Genomic DNA, 14,091 nt, shown 5'->3' with positions numbered 1-14,091 from the left:
CCGGTTGGGTCAGTTCAGCCTTTACAGGATGTTGGAGTAATCCGCCTCGATCCGATCCAGGCTCAAATGGTTGAGGAAGTTGGAGAAGCACATCCACGCCGCCAGTGCGTTCATGTCCCGGAACTGCTCCGGAAGGTACTTGGGCGGCACCACCAGGCCTTCGTCGACCAACTGACGCAGGGTGCGCATGTCTTCCAGGGTGGTCTTGCCGCAGAACAGCAACGGCACTTGTTCCAGCTTGCCTTTGCGCACGGCCAGCTGGATGTAGTTGTAGACCATGATAAAGCCCTTGAGGTAGGACAAATCCTTGGTAAACGGCAGACCATTCGGCACCGAGCCGCGAAACACCCGGCTGGCGTTACCGTAGCTTTCGGCCATTTCAAAGCCTTGTTCACGGAAGAAGTCGAACACCTGCAGGAAGTCGGCGCCCTCTTCCACCATGTGGATCGCGCGGGTGCGGTTGGTCAGCTTGCGCAAGCGACTCGGGTAGGAGGCAAAGGTGATGATTTCCATCAGGATCGCCAGGCCTTCCTGGGTCACGGTGGACGATGGCGGGCCCTTGGACAGGAAGGTGCAGATCGGCTGGTTCTGGCCGTTGAGGGTGGTGCCCACATGCACCAGGCCTTCATGCACTTCGAGGGCGCGCACGTCGCGGTCGTTGAACATCGCATCGGCGCGGATCTTGATGTAGTCGGCACCCGCCGCAGCGTCGGCGACGATCCCGTCGGACTCGAACACGCGGATGGTTTCTTCGGCCTCGCCAAACACCTTGTTCAGGCGGGTTTGCAGCAGGCTGACCGCGTCCTTGGCGGTGAGGGTCTTGGCCTCGTCCTTCAGGTCGCCACGGCCGTCGATATTGTTCAAGTAGTCGGACAGCATCAGGCCGAGGTCCGCCAGGGTCGGATCGCCAGCGTGGAAGGCATCGGAGGCGGCGCCGTACAGCTCCTGGGAAATCAGGCCGAAATCCTCGGTACCACGTGCTTCGAGCATGCGCACCACCATGCGGTACTCCCGGCACATGCGGCGCATGATCTGGCCCACGGGACTGAACTGGCCGAGGCGGCGGGTGATGTCGCGCTCGATGTTCTGAAACTCCAGCTTTACCGCGCTCGAATCGAACGACAGTGGCCGGTTCAGGTAGTAATCGCGGTCCACCGCCGGCATTACCTTGCCCTTGCCCTTGAGGAAACCCTGGCGAATGTTCTCGTCCCATTTCACCGCATCGAGGACGCGGATCGGTGTTTGCGCCAGCACAATGCGATCGGACAAGCTGCGTATCGTCTGCTGGTAATCGTCCACCCGGTACTTCCTCTTTAAACGTTATTTGTCCGCACGCCGGTAGCGCACGGCTTCAACGAACACATCGGCATTGGCCGGGTCATCCAGGTAGGCAAACACCTGGTTCATGGGGCTGTCGACCAGTACGCCGGCACCTTCCACGGTGTCTACGGTGCTGCCGTGCAACGCCTGCTGCCCGATGGCCTGGTGGATTTGCTCAAGGTCGAGGTTATAGACCACCAATTCGTGCGTTTCGTCGAGCTCGAACCCCGCCAGGACGTAATGCCCGCCGAACTTGCCCGGCAACGGCGCCGACAGATACCAGCGATTGCCATGGCGCGAGACGCTGAACACGTACTCATCACGCTGGCCAGGCTTGGCCTGAGGGTAGCTCACGGCTTTGTAGCGGTGTTCGCCGACGCGGCTGATCCGCAGGTTGAGCGGCTCGCCCCAGGCATTCTTGCTCGTCCATTGGCCCAACAGCGCAGCAGGCGCCGCCTCACTGGCCGGCAGCGGCTCCTTGAAGGTCACCAGGCAACCGCTGAGTAAAAGGAACGACAAGGCGATGACCGCGACACGCCAGGCTTTCATTGGACACTCCCGGTGTCAGACCGAGGCCAACACCAAATGCATGTAACGCTTGAGGATCTCAAGCATTTCGTCAGCGCTCAGCGGCTCCGCGCCGTCCAGCAGGCCCTGATATTCCATCCGACCGATAATCGCCGTCAACACTTTGGCATCCTGTTGCGGCTCGCGCGAGCCCAATACCTGGAAAAACTGCCCGGTGCCCTGCAGCAGGATCTGCTGGTGGGAACGCACCAGCTCGGCCAGGCGCGGGTTGAGCAAGGCTTCCTGGCGAAAGGCCTGTTCGGCCATCAGGTACTCGCGACGATTGCTCAATTGGCGCTGCACGTAATCGGCGGTCAGCCGCGCAATGTCATCGGCCAGTTGCGAACGCGACTGCGGGCTGCCGTCGCCATACGCGACCATCTCGCGCAGCAAGCCTTCGTTACGCACCCACAGCTTGCCCATGAACGCGGCGCTGCGCTCGACGTATTGGGCGAAGGTATCGGTGAGCAGGTCATCGATGTCCTTGAAGTAATAGGTGGTCGCCGACAAGGGCACCCCAGCCTCCGCCGCCACTGCGCGGTGGCGCACGGCCCGCACGCCGTCACGCACCACGATGCGCATGGCGGCATCGAGAATGTCCTGCCTGCGTTGCTCGCTGCCCCGACGACTGGCCTTACGGCCCTGGTACTGGACGCTTTCAACCACGGCAGCGGCAATGCCGGCGGCGCCTTCTTGAGCAATTACGCGGTTCACGACACACATCCTTGAAAAGATCAAAACCTGGCGCTGTTTGCTTGACGCTTATTTACGCCGCATAAAAAAGCCGCCTTATAAAAGGCGGCTTCGGATTTCGCTTCGCTTACGCTTGTGGCCGCATATGCGGGAACAAGATCACATCGCGAATCGACGGCGAGTTGGTCAACAACATCACCAGGCGGTCGATGCCGATACCTTCACCTGCGGTCGGCGGCATGCCGTATTCCAGGGCGCGCACGAAGTCAGCGTCGTAGTGCATGGCTTCGTCGTCGCCGGCGTCTTTGTCGGCCACCTGGGCCATGAAGCGCTCGGCCTGGTCTTCCGCGTCGTTCAGCTCGGAGTAGGCGTTGGCGATTTCGCGGCCGCCGATGAACAGTTCGAAACGGTCGGTGACGTTCGGGTTGTCATCGTTGCGACGGGCCAGCGGCGACACTTCGAACGGGTACTGGGTAATGAAGTGCGGCTGTTCCAGCTTGTGCTCCACCAGCTCTTCGAAAATCATCACCTGCAGCTTGCCCAGGCCTTCGAAGCCCAGCACCTTGGCGCCGGCTTTCTTGGCGATGGCGCGGGCCTTGTCGATGTCGGTCAGGTCGTCGGCGGTCAGCTCAGGGTTGTACTTGAGGATCGAGTCGAAGACCGACAGCCGCACGAACGGCTCGCCGAAGTGGAACACCTTGTCGCCATACGGCACGTCGGTAGTCCCCAGAACAAGCTGCGCGAGTTCGCGGAACAGTTCTTCGGTGAGGTCCATGTTGTCTTCGTAGTCGGCGTAGGCCTGGTAGAACTCCAACATGGTGAACTCTGGGTTGTGCCGGGTCGAGACGCCTTCGTTACGGAAGTTGCGGTTGATCTCGAACACTTTCTCAAAGCCGCCGACAACAAGGCGCTTGAGGTACAGCTCAGGCGCGATACGCAGGTACATGCCCATGTCCAGCGCGTTGTGGTGGGTTTCGAACGGCTTGGCTGCGGCACCACCGGGGATGGTCTGCAGCATCGGCGTTTCCACTTCCAGGAAGTCACGCTTCATCAGGAAGGCGCGGGTGTGGGCAATCACTTGCGAACGCACGCGGAAGGTGTGGCGCACGTCTTCGTTGACGATCAGGTCAACGTAGCGCTGGCGATAGCGCTGCTCGGTGTCGGACAGGCCGTGGTGCTTGTCCGGCAGCGGGCGCAGGGATTTGGTCAGCAGGCGCACGCTGGTCATTTCAACGTACAGGTCACCTTTACCGGAACGGGCCAGGGTGCCTTCGGCGGCGATGATGTCGCCCAGGTCCCAGGTTTTCACGGCGGCCAGGGTTTCTTCCGACAGGGTCTTGCGGTTGACGTAGACCTGGATGCGCCCGGACATGTCCTGGATCACCATGAACGAGCCACGGTTGAGCATGATGCGACCTGCCACCTTGACCGGGATCGCAGCCTCTGCCAGCTCTTCCTTGGTCTTGTCCGCGTACTGCTTCTGCAAGTCTTCGCAGTAGGCATCGCGGCGGAAGTCGTTGGGGAAGGCATTGCCCTTGGCGCGCTCGGCAGCAAGCTTTTCCTTGCGCAGGGCGATCAGGGAGTTTTCTTCCTGTTGCAGGGCTTGCGGGTCGAGTTGTTGGTCGCTCATGTCTTTAAATTTTCCATCACAGGTTCGTTGCCCCCGCCACTGACGGGGGACTTGAGGTCGGGCTGGCGGTTTACAGCCCCGATTTGAGGCTGGCTTCCAGGTATTCGTCGATATCGCCGTCGAGCACCTTGTCGCAGTCGCTGCGCTCGATGTTAGTACGCAGATCCTTGATCCGCGACGCATCCAGAACATAAGAACGGATCTGGTGACCCCAGCCGATATCCGACTTGGTGTCTTCCAACGCCTGGGAAGCGGCGTTACGTTTCTGCATTTCCTGCTCGTACAACCTGGCCCGCAGCATTTTCATGGCGGTGTCCTTGTTCGCGTGCTGGGAACGCTCGTTCTGGCAACAGACCACGGTGTTGGTCGGCACGTGGGTAATACGTACAGCCGAGTCGGTGGTGTTTACGTGCTGACCACCGGCACCGGAGGAGCGATAGGTGTCGATCCGCAGGTCGGACGGGTTGATCTCGATTTCGACCTTGTCGTCGATCTCTGGCGAGACGAACACCGCGCTGAACGAGGTGTGGCGACGGTTGCCGGAGTCGAACGGGCTCTTGCGCACCAGACGATGCACGCCGATCTCGGTACGCAGCCAGCCGAAGGCGTATTCACCCTTGATGTGCACGGTCGCGCCTTTGATGCCGGCGACTTCACCGGCCGACAGTTCCATGATGGTTGCGTCGAAACCGCGTTTGTCGGCCCAGCGCAGGTACATGCGCAGCAGGATGTTGGCCCAGTCCTGTGCTTCGGTGCCGCCGGAACCGGCCTGGATGTCCAGGTAGGCGTTGTTCGGGTCCATTTCGTGGCTGAACATGCGGCGGAATTCAAGTTTGGCGAGGTTTTCCTCGAGACGGGCCAGCTCGGCGACGACATCGCCTACTGCGCCTTCGTCGTTTTCTTCGACAGCCATGTCCAGCAGGTCGCGGCAATCGGCCAGACCGGTGTTCAACTCGTCCAGGGTGTCGACGATTTGCGCCAGCGCAGCGCGCTCACGGCCCAGTTCCTGGGCGTATTCAGGGTTGTTCCAGACACTCGGATCTTCAAGCTCGCGATTGACTTCGGTCAGGCGCTCATGCTTTTGATCGTAGTCAAAGATACCCCCGAATAGTTTCGGAGCGCTCGGACAGGTCCTTGATGGTGTTAAGGATCGGGTTGATTTCCATGGCGGGCAGCACTCGTTGGCGAACTTTTGAAAGCCGACGAGTATAACGACAAACCGGCGCAAACGGCAGTCCGCTTGGCGAAAAGGCAGGTTCAAGAACAGTGAATATCCACTGTGAGAGGGGGCGTGCCCCCGATGGCGGTGTGTCACACCTACACCAGGTGACTGTCACACCGCCATCGGGGGGCAAGTCGAGTCGTCGCACCGCCCCTCCCACATTTGGATCTGCACGGGCCTCAAATTACTCGATACCCACTTGATTGCGCCCATTGTTCTTGGCCGTATACAACCCCTTGTCCGCCGCCATGATCAGTTGCCGGCAATCGGTGCCCTGCACCGGCGTCATGGTCGACAGGCCGATGCTGATGGTCAGGCTCGCCCCCTCAGCCGGGGCGATGTGCGGGATTTTCAGGGCTTCGACGGCCATGCGCAGTTTTTCGGCGACCAGGCGCGCGCCGCCCGGCGAGGTGTTTGGCAGTACCAAGGCGAATTCTTCGCCGCCGTAGCGCGCCGGCAGGTCCGAAGGGCGGCTGCTGGCTTCGCGGATGGCGGCCGCGACTTTGCGCAGGGCTTCATCGCCTTCGACGTGGCCGAAGCTATCGTTGTAGGTCTTGAAGAAGTCCACGTCGATCATCAGCAACGACAGTTGGGCCTGGTCACGCATGGCCCGGCGCCATTCCAGCTCCAGGTATTCGTCGAAGTGACGGCGGTTGGACAGCCCGGTGAGGCCGTCGGAGTTCATCAGGCGTTGCAACACCAGATTGGTGTCCAACAGTTGCTGCTGGCTGACGCGCAGCGCGCGATAGGCCGCATCACGCTGCAACAGGGTCATGTAGGAGCGTGAGTGATAGCGGATACGCGCCACCAGCTCGATGTTGTCCGGCAGCTTGACCAGATAGTCGTTGGCCCCCGCCGAGAACGCCGCGCTTTTGATCAGCGGGTCCTCCTTGGTGGAGAGCACGATGATCGGGATGTTCTGCGTGGCCGGGTGATTGCGGTATTCGCGCACCAGCGTCAGGCCGTCCAGGCCGGGCATCACCAGGTCCTGCAGGATCACTGTAGGTTTAATGCGGATCGCCTGCGCGATGGCCTGGTGCGGGTCGGCGCAAAAGTGGAAGTCGATGTTTTCTTCATGGGCCAGGCCGCGCCGCACGGCTTCGCCGATCATGGCCTGGTCGTCCACCAATAACACCATGGCGGCATTTTCGTCGGTCTTGATGCCGTCGATCTGTAAATCACTCATGTGCAGTCACCTGAATTACCACCTGCAAGCCAGCATCGCCGAGGGTATCGATCATTTTGAAAATACCTCCAGCAACCGGGGCGCAATTCTGTCCAGTGGGCGAATTTCAACAGCAGCATCAATCGCCGCCGCTGCTTTGGGCATGCCATACACCGCCGAACTCTGCTGGTCCTGGGCGATGGTCAGATATCCTTGTTCTCGCATTAATTTGAGCCCCTGGGCTCCGTCGCGGCCCATGCCGGTCAGCAGTACGCCGACGGCATCACCATTCCAGTGGCTGGCCACACTTTCGAAAAATACGTCGATGGACGGCCGGTAAATCTCGTTAACCGGCTCGGCGGTATAGGCTAGCGTGCCATTTTTCAACAGGCGGATGTGATGATTGGTACCGGCCAGCAGCACCACCCCGCTTTGTGGTGGCTCACCTTCGCGGGCCAGGCGCACCGGCAGGCCGGAAGCGCTGCTCAGCCACTCGGCCATGCCGGCGGCGAACACCTGGTCCACATGTTGGACCAGCACAATGGCGGCGGGAAAGTCCCGGGGCAAGCCCTTGAGCAGGATTTCCAGGGCCGCCGGACCGCCGGCCGAAGAACCGATCGCCACCAGGCTCTGGCGTTTGCCGGTGTTGCGCGGCGGCGCGGTTTCGGCGCGCACACGGCTGCCGCGCTGGCCGATCAGCCAGCCAATATTGAGGATCTTGCGCAACAACGGCGCGGCGGCGTCCTTGGGATTACCGACGCCCAGGGCCGGCGTATCCACCACATCCAGAGCGCCGTGCCCCATGGCTTCGAACACTCGGCTGACATTGGCCTGGCGGTCGACGGTGACGATCACAATCGCGCACGGGGTCTGGGCCATGATCTGCCGAGTGGCTTCCACGCCGTCCATCACCGGCATAATCAGGTCCATCAGGATCAGGTCCGGGGTCAATTCGGCGCAGCGCTGCACCGCTTCCAGGCCATTACTGGCCACCCACACCACCTGGTGCGCGGGTTCAAAGCTCACGGCGCGGCGTAACGCCTCCACCGCCATGGGCATGTCATTGACGATCGCAATCCTCATGCCCGCGCGTCTCCGATCAGTTCCACCACGGCGTCAAGCAGGGCGTCATCGTGAAAACTGGCTTTGGCTAAATAGTAGTCGGCGCCGGCGTCGAGTCCACGGCGTCGGTCTTCTTCGCGATCCTTGTAGGACACCACCATCACCGGCAACGATTGCAGGCGAGTATCACGGCGCAAGAGTGTGACCAATTCGATCCCGTCCATACGAGGCATATCAATGTCAGTGATGAGCAGGTCGAAGTCTTCGGAGCGCAAGGCGTTCCAGCCGTCCATGCCATCGACGGCGACGGCCACTTCATAACCCCGATTAAGCAGCAATTTACGTTGCAACTCACGCACGGTGAGCGAGTCATCCACCACCAGCACCCGTTTACGCGGGGCTTCGACGGCCTGTTGGCTGCGCCGGGTGATACGCTCCAGCCGACCGGTGTTGAGCAGTTTGTCCACCGAACGCAGCATGTCCTCGACGTCGACGATCAACACCACCGAGCCATCGTCCAGCAGCGCGCCGGCGGAAATATCCTGGACCTTGCCCAACCGATCATCCAGCGGCAGCACCACCAGCGTGCGCTCGCCGATAAAACGCTCCACGGCAATGCCATACACCGCATCGCGTTCGCGGATCACCACCACCTTCAACATCTCTTCATTTCCTTGCCCCGGCGGGCGCTGCAACAACTGGCTGGCGGCGACCAGGCCGACATGCCGGCCTTCATGCCAGAAATGCTGGCGGCCTTCGAGCTGCACAATGTCGTCGGGCGCCAGGTCGCACATCCGCTCGATATGCGCCAGCGGGAAGGCATAGGCTTCTTCGCCGACTTCCACCACCAGGCTGCGCACCACCGACAGGGTCAACGGCACTTCCAAATGGAAGCGACTGCCCTGCCCCGGCGCTTGCTCCAGCACCACCGCGCCGCGCAGTTGGCGGACCATATGCTGCACCGCATCCAGGCCGACGCCGCGCCCGGACACTTCGGTGACCTTGTCGCGCAGGCTGAAGCCCGGCAGGAACAGGAACGTCAGCAACTCCTCCTCGCTGAGGTGCAAAGCGGTTTCCTGGGTCGACAGGTGCCGATCAACGATCGTGCCACGCAGGCGTTCGAGGTCGACGCCGTGACCGTCATCGCTCAGCTCCAGCACCAGCAAACCCGCCTGGTGGGAGGCTCTCAGGCGGATCAAGCCTTCGGCCGGTTTGCCCGCCAGCAGGCGCTGCTCGGGCGCTTCAATGCCGTGGTCGACGGCATTGCGCAATAAGTGGGTGAGCGGCGCTTCGAGTTTCTCCAGCACGTCGCGGTCGACCTGGGTCTTTTCGCCCTCGATCTCCAGGCGTACCTGCTTGCCCAGGCTGCGGCCGAGGTCGCGCACCATGCGCGCCTGGCCGGCGAGCACATCGGCAAACGGGCGCATGCGGCAGGCCAGCGCGGTGTCGTAAAGCACCTGGGCGCGCTGACCTGCCTGCCAGGCGAACTCATCGAGCTCGACGGTTTTTTCCGCCAGCAGGGCCTGGGCTTCGCTCAGCAGGCGGCGGGCATCGGCCAAGGCCTCCTGGGCCTCCAGGCTCAAGCCGACGGTCTTGAGGTGGCCGTCGAGGTGGTCAAGCGCACGCACACCGTTGCCCTGGATACGTTTAAGGCGTTGCAGGCTGGCCAGGTAAGGCTTGAGCCGCTGGGTTTCCACCAGGGATTTGCTCGACAGGTCCAGCAGGCTGTTCAAGCGCTCGGCGGTCACACGCAGGACGCGCTCGCCACCTTCGGTCATGCGTTTGTTCTGGCGCGGCGGCTCGCTACCGAGGGGCGGCGCAGGCTCGGGTTCGGCGGGCAGCGCTTCGATCACCGGGGCGGGCGCAGGCGTAGGGGCAGGCGCGGACTGCGGCGCAACCTTGGCGGTTGGCTGCGACGGGTCGAGCAGGCGCTCCATCAATGCCACATACGCTTCGACATCCGCCGGCCCCACGGTATTGCCAGGCGTGGCGATGCGCATCAACAGGTCGGTGCCTTGGAGCAACGCGTCGATATGCTCCGGTTGCAGATACAGGCGACCTTCCTGGGCGCTGACCAGGCAATCTTCCATGACATGCGACACGCTAACCCCGGCGTCCACCCCGACAATCCGCGCCGCGCCTTTGAGCGAGTGCGCAGCGCGCATGCAGGCTTCGAGCTGGTCAGCCTGAGTCGGGTTACGCTCCAGGGCTAGCAGGCCCGCGCTCAGTACCTGGGTCTGGGCATCGGCTTCCAGGCTGAACAACTCCAGCAGCGAGGCATCGCGCATCTGGTCGGGGGTCATGTGAGGCTCCGGGTCACGGCAGACAGCAACTGAGCCTCGTCCAGCCAACGCAGGCTGCGGCCCTTCCACTGCAACACACCCTGGGTGAAGCGGCCGCTGGCCTGGGTGCCGGAGGCTGACGCCGCCGTCAACGTCCGCTCGTCGATGGCATGAATACCTTCGACTTCGTCCACCGGCACCACCACCGGGCCGTCCTGCGCGGCGATGATCAACATGCGCGGCATGATACGCCCGCCGGGGGGCCCGTGGCCGGTGGTGTCCAGGCCCAACAGCTCCACCAGCGACAGGCACGCCACCAGCGCACCGCGCACGTTCGCCACGCCAAGCAATGCGCGGGAACGTTGGTGTGGCAGGGAATGAATCGGTTGCAGCGGCGCCACTTCCACCAGGCAGCGGGTGGCGATCCCCAGCCATTCTTCGCCGAGGCGGAATATCAGCAGGGAACGGGTAAGGATGTCTTCGCCCGCTTCGGCAGCGGCGACCGGGCGCCGATCGTCGTGCTGCAACGCATAGCGATCCAGCAAGCGGGTGGCGGCGGCAGAGTACACCGAGCAGTTGCGGCAGTGGATATGGTCCGCCAGCAACGGGCAGGACTTATCACCGTGAATACCGATACGGTTCCAGCAATCGTCGATGGCCTGGGCGTCGGCTATCGTCAGGTCCAGGCCTGCAGTGTCGAGCGCGTTGGGGCTACTCATGGTTTTTGCTCACTGTCAGCTCGCTACGCGCGGCTCGCGCCTGCAAACGGCGCGCCCCCGCAGTGTCGCCCTGGGCTTCGAGCAGCCCGGCCAGTTGCATCAGGGCCTGCGGGTGCTGCGGTTCCAGGTACAAGGCTTTTCGGTAAAACCCCTGGGCGTCCAGGGCGCTGCCGGCCACATCGCTGAGCAGCCCCAACCAGTAAAACACCTGGGCGGCCGGCGGATGTTGGCTTAAATAGCGTTCGCAGGCGGCACGGGCTTCGGCGCTTTTGCCTTCGTTGGCCAGGATCGCGATCTGGCTGAGCAGGTCGCTAGCATCCGACGGCGGCGCGCTGATCGGCACCACCTGCGCGCTGAGCGTACTGAACGGGCGCGGCTTGGGCGGGATCGGTGCGACGCTGTGCCGAGGCGGGGGCACGGGCATCGGCACAAAGACCGGCTCAGGCTTGACCGGCTCGGTGTGTCGGCTGAATGCAAACGACTGCGGCACGCCGATCGAGCGCATGCCATGCCGCCCCAACAGGCTGCCTTCGGCCGGGCCGATAAATAGCACGCCGTCCACGTGAGTCAGGTTCTTGAGCACTTCGAACACTTGTTTTTGTGTCGGCTGGTCGAAATAGATCAGCAGGTTGCGGCAAAACACAAAATCGTAGCTCGGCTCATTGGCGAGCAACCCTGGGTCGAGCAGGTTGCCGACTTGCAGGCGCACCTGTTCGCGCACGCGGTCGTCGATGCGATAGCCATCGACCTGCTCGGTGAAGTGGCGGTCGCGAAACTCAAGGTCGCCGCCGCGAAACGAGTTGCGGCCATACACGCCACACAGGGCACGCTCCACCGACAACGGGCTGACGTCCATGCCCTGCACCTTGAACTGGTGCGGCGCCAGGCCAGCATCGAGCAAGGCCATGGCGATCGAATAGGGTTCTTCGCCGGTGGAACAGGGCAGGCTGAGAATGCGCAGCGCGCGCAACTGGTTGATCTCGGCCAGACGCGCCTTGGCCAGGCGGGCCAGGGTCGCGAAGGATTCGGGGTAACGAAAAAACCAGGTCTCGGGCACGATCACCGCTTCGATCAGCGCTTGCTGTTCGTCGTGGGAGCGCTGCAGATGGTGCCAGTACTCATCCGCCGTCTGGGCCTCTACGGCGTGACTGCGCTGGCGCACGGCGCGTTCGATGATGGCTTCGCCCACCGAGGCCACATCCAGGCCGATGCGTTCTTTCAAGAAGGCAAAGAAGCGCGGGTCGTTGCTCATAGGCTCGGCTCGGCAGAAAACAGCAAGGCGCGCACTTCGTTGGTGAGCAGATCCGCGACGCCGATCCATTGCATCAAACCCAAGGCATCTTCGCGCACCGGCCCCAGGTAGGGCGTCTGGGGATTGTCCAGACCGTATGGCTTGAATTGCGCCGGGTCGCAACGCAGGGTTTCGGTGGCCTGCTCCAGAATCAGCCCCAGCCAACGCGCCTCGAGCCAGGGCTCAGGTTTGTAGTTGACCAACACCAGCCGCGTACTGGTCCGCGCCTGGGCCGGCTTGCCGAAGGTCAAGGCACTGAGGTCGATAACCGGCACCATCGCGCCGCGATGGGCAAAGATGCCCGCCACCCACAGCGGTGCATGGGCGAGGGGTTTGAGCGGCAGGCGCGGCAGTACCTCGGCCACTTCCGTGGCCTTGAGGGCATAACGTTGGTCGCCGATGTGGAACACCAGGAACAACGCCTTTTTCGCTGCCGGGACGGCGCCGTGTTTAGCCGCGAGGTCGCTCATCAGACTTTGAAGCGCGACACGCCGCCGCGCAGACCGACCGCAACCTGGCTCAGTTCATCAATGGCAAAGCTGGCCTGGCGCAAGGACTCGACCGTCTGACTGCTGGCATCGCCCAATTGCACCAGCGCGTGGTTGATCTGCTCGGCACCGGTGGCCTGGGCCTGCATGCCTTCGTTGACCATCAACACCCGCGGCGCCAGGGCCTGGACCTGATGGATGATCTGCGACAGTTGCTCGCCCACTTGCTGCACTTCGAACATGCCCCGGCGCACTTCTTCGGAGAACTTGTCCATGCCCATCACCCCGGCAGACACCGCCGACTGGATCTCGCGCACCATCTGCTCGATGTCGTAGGTGGCGACGGCGGTCTGGTCGGCCAGGCGGCGCACTTCGGTGGCCACCACGGCAAAGCCGCGGCCGTACTCACCGGCTTTCTCGGCCTCGATGGCGGCGTTGAGGGACAACAGGTTGGTCTGGTCGGCGACCTTGACGATGGTGACCACCACCTGGTTGATGTTGCCGGCCTTCTCGTTAAGGATCGCCAGCTTGGCGTTGACCAATTCGGCAGCGCCCATCACCGAGTGCATGGTTTCTTCCATGCGTGCCAAGCCTTGCTGGCCGGAACCGGCGGCGACCGAGGCCTGGTCAGCGGCGGTGGAGACTTCGGTCATGGTACGGACCAAATCTTTGGAAGTGGCAGCGATCTCCCGCGAAGTGGCGCCGATCTCGGTGGTAGTTGCGGCGGTTTCCGTGGCCGTGGCCTGTTGTTGCTTAGAAGTGGCGGCAATCTCGGTGACCGAGGTCGTGACCTGCACAGACGAACGCTGGGCCTGGGACACCAGGGCCGTCAGTTCGGTCATCATGTCGTTGAAGCCGGTTTCGACAGCGCCGAATTCGTCCTTGCGCGCAAGGTTCAAGCGCTTGCTCAGGTCACCGGTACGCATGGTGTCGAGGATCTCGACGATGCGCTTCATCGGCGCGATGATTGTGCGCATCAACAGCAGGCCGCACAGGCCGGCGGCGAAGATGGCGATGATCAGCGACACCGCCATGCTGATCTTGGCCGACAGCACCGACTCGTCGATGGCCGCCGTGGCGAGGTCAGACACTCCCTTGTTTTCGGTGATGATGTCATTGAGCTTCATGCGCCCTTCGATCCAGATCGGCGTCAATTGCTCTTCGAGCAAGACGTTCGCACCCGGCAGGTCATTGGCTTCGATGCGCGCCAGCACCTCGACGAGGGCATTGTTGTAGTTGATATGCGCCGCCTTGAAGTTATCGAACTCCATGCGATCAGCCTGGCTGTTGACGGTTTTTTCGTAGTTGGCCATCTGCTGTTCAATACGCGCTTCGAAGGACTTGAAGTCGGTCTTATCGGCACTGGTAAGGGTTTTATCTGCGCGCAGACCAATGATATCGATGGTCAGCAAATAGCTGTCGACCCATGCGCTGCGGATCATCGAACTGAGGTAAACCCCCGGCACCGCATCGTCACGGACCGATTCCTGGCTGGCTTCGATCTTCAGCAACCGTGAGTAGGACACCACAACCATCAGCAGCATGATCGCGATAATGACCGCAAAGCTCGCCATAATCCGCTGGCGCAAGGTCCAATTCTTCACAGTGTTTCCTCGAGGGGCCATTCAAATGAGGGGGAGTATAGCTGAGCA

At 62.2% G+C, this 14,091-nt stretch carries 12 protein-coding genes; all 12 read right to left on the bottom strand.

The genetic code is table 11. The features are described from left to right. Nucleotides 1–21: 21 nt before the first annotated feature. Entirely contained in the window at nt 22–1,299 is a 1,278-nt protein-coding gene (locus tag ACS5Q8_RS06275; RefSeq protein ID WP_276196818.1) for a flavohemoglobin expression-modulating QEGLA motif protein, read from the bottom strand. Nucleotides 1,300–1,320: 21 nt separating this feature from the next. Continuing rightward, the gene (locus ACS5Q8_RS06270) at nt 1,321–1,869 is read right to left on the bottom strand and encodes a hypothetical protein (protein ID WP_276196817.1); all 549 of its coding nucleotides are present in this window, start codon (nt 1,867–1,869) and stop codon (nt 1,321–1,323) included. A 15-nt stretch (nt 1,870–1,884) separates the two neighbouring features. After that, on the bottom strand, nt 1,885–2,601 hold the full coding sequence (locus ACS5Q8_RS06265) for a TetR/AcrR family transcriptional regulator (RefSeq protein ID WP_443693796.1): 717 nt from the start codon (nt 2,599–2,601) through the stop codon (nt 1,885–1,887). 106 nt (nt 2,602–2,707) lie between these two features. Beyond that, nucleotides 2,708–4,210 carry a lysine--tRNA ligase gene (gene lysS / locus ACS5Q8_RS06260; protein ID WP_247402801.1) on the bottom strand — a complete coding sequence of 501 codons (1,503 nt, stop codon included), beginning with the start codon at nt 4,208–4,210 and terminating at the stop codon, nt 2,708–2,710. A 70-nt stretch (nt 4,211–4,280) separates the two neighbouring features. Continuing rightward, nucleotides 4,281–5,376 (bottom strand): peptide chain release factor 2 gene (prfB, locus tag ACS5Q8_RS06255; protein WP_247402803.1). Its coding sequence is split into 2 segments (ribosomal slippage): nt 4,281–5,303 and nt 5,305–5,376, totalling 1,095 coding nucleotides; the frame shifts between segments, so codons are not numbered across the junction. Between the two features lie 240 nt (nt 5,377–5,616). Further along, complete coding sequence (locus tag ACS5Q8_RS06250) at nt 5,617–6,618, bottom strand: response regulator (RefSeq protein WP_247402806.1); 1,002 nt, start codon at nt 6,616–6,618, stop codon at nt 5,617–5,619. 51 nt (nt 6,619–6,669) lie between these two features. Beyond that, entirely contained in the window at nt 6,670–7,680 is a 1,011-nt protein-coding gene (locus ACS5Q8_RS06245; protein ID WP_426099581.1) for a chemotaxis response regulator protein-glutamate methylesterase, read from the bottom strand. After that, nucleotides 7,677–9,962 (bottom strand): hybrid sensor histidine kinase/response regulator, encoded by a 2,286-nt coding sequence (locus ACS5Q8_RS06240; protein WP_465159938.1) that lies wholly within the window; start codon nt 9,960–9,962, stop codon nt 7,677–7,679. The genes ACS5Q8_RS06245 and ACS5Q8_RS06240 overlap by 4 nt, the downstream gene beginning before the upstream one ends. Continuing rightward, nucleotides 9,959–10,660 (bottom strand): chemotaxis protein CheW, encoded by a 702-nt coding sequence (locus ACS5Q8_RS06235; protein ID WP_276196813.1) that lies wholly within the window; start codon nt 10,658–10,660, stop codon nt 9,959–9,961. The genes ACS5Q8_RS06240 and ACS5Q8_RS06235 overlap by 4 nt, the downstream gene beginning before the upstream one ends. Then, a complete protein-coding gene (locus ACS5Q8_RS06230; RefSeq protein ID WP_465159937.1) occupies nt 10,653–11,912 on the bottom strand; it encodes a CheR family methyltransferase in 1,260 nt (419 codons plus the stop codon). The genes ACS5Q8_RS06235 and ACS5Q8_RS06230 overlap by 8 nt, the downstream gene beginning before the upstream one ends. After that, nucleotides 11,909–12,421, bottom strand: coding sequence for a chemotaxis protein CheW (locus ACS5Q8_RS06225; RefSeq protein ID WP_276196811.1), 513 nt, complete (start codon nt 12,419–12,421; stop codon nt 11,909–11,911). The genes ACS5Q8_RS06230 and ACS5Q8_RS06225 overlap by 4 nt, the downstream gene beginning before the upstream one ends. Next, entirely contained in the window at nt 12,421–14,043 is a 1,623-nt protein-coding gene (locus ACS5Q8_RS06220) for a methyl-accepting chemotaxis protein (protein WP_465159936.1), read from the bottom strand. The genes ACS5Q8_RS06225 and ACS5Q8_RS06220 overlap by 1 nt, the downstream gene beginning before the upstream one ends. Nucleotides 14,044–14,091 lie beyond the last annotated feature (48 nt).

It is taken from the genome of Pseudomonas sp. PAMC25584 (assembly GCF_058135675.1).
This window is presented reverse-complemented; position numbering and strand designations above follow the sequence as displayed.

Coding starts and splice junctions, on each gene's coding strand:
- ACS5Q8_RS06270 (WP_276196817.1), bottom strand. CDS start 1,869: ATGAAAGCCTGGCGTGTCGCGGTCATCGCCTTGTCGTTCCTTTTACTC.
- lysS (WP_247402801.1), bottom strand. CDS start 4,210: ATGAGCGACCAACAACTCGACCCGCAAGCCCTGCAACAGGAAGAAAAC.
- ACS5Q8_RS06250 (WP_247402806.1), bottom strand. CDS start 6,618: ATGAGTGATTTACAGATCGACGGCATCAAGACCGACGAAAATGCCGCC.
- ACS5Q8_RS06245 (WP_426099581.1), bottom strand. CDS start 7,680: ATGAGGATTGCGATCGTCAATGACATGCCCATGGCGGTGGAGGCGTTA.
- ACS5Q8_RS06240 (WP_465159938.1), bottom strand. CDS start 9,962: ATGACCCCCGACCAGATGCGCGATGCCTCGCTGCTGGAGTTGTTCAGC.
- ACS5Q8_RS06235 (WP_276196813.1), bottom strand. CDS start 10,660: ATGAGTAGCCCCAACGCGCTCGACACTGCAGGCCTGGACCTGACGATA.
- ACS5Q8_RS06230 (WP_465159937.1), bottom strand. CDS start 11,912: ATGAGCAACGACCCGCGCTTCTTTGCCTTCTTGAAAGAACGCATCGGC.
- ACS5Q8_RS06225 (WP_276196811.1), bottom strand. CDS start 12,421: ATGAGCGACCTCGCGGCTAAACACGGCGCCGTCCCGGCAGCGAAAAAG.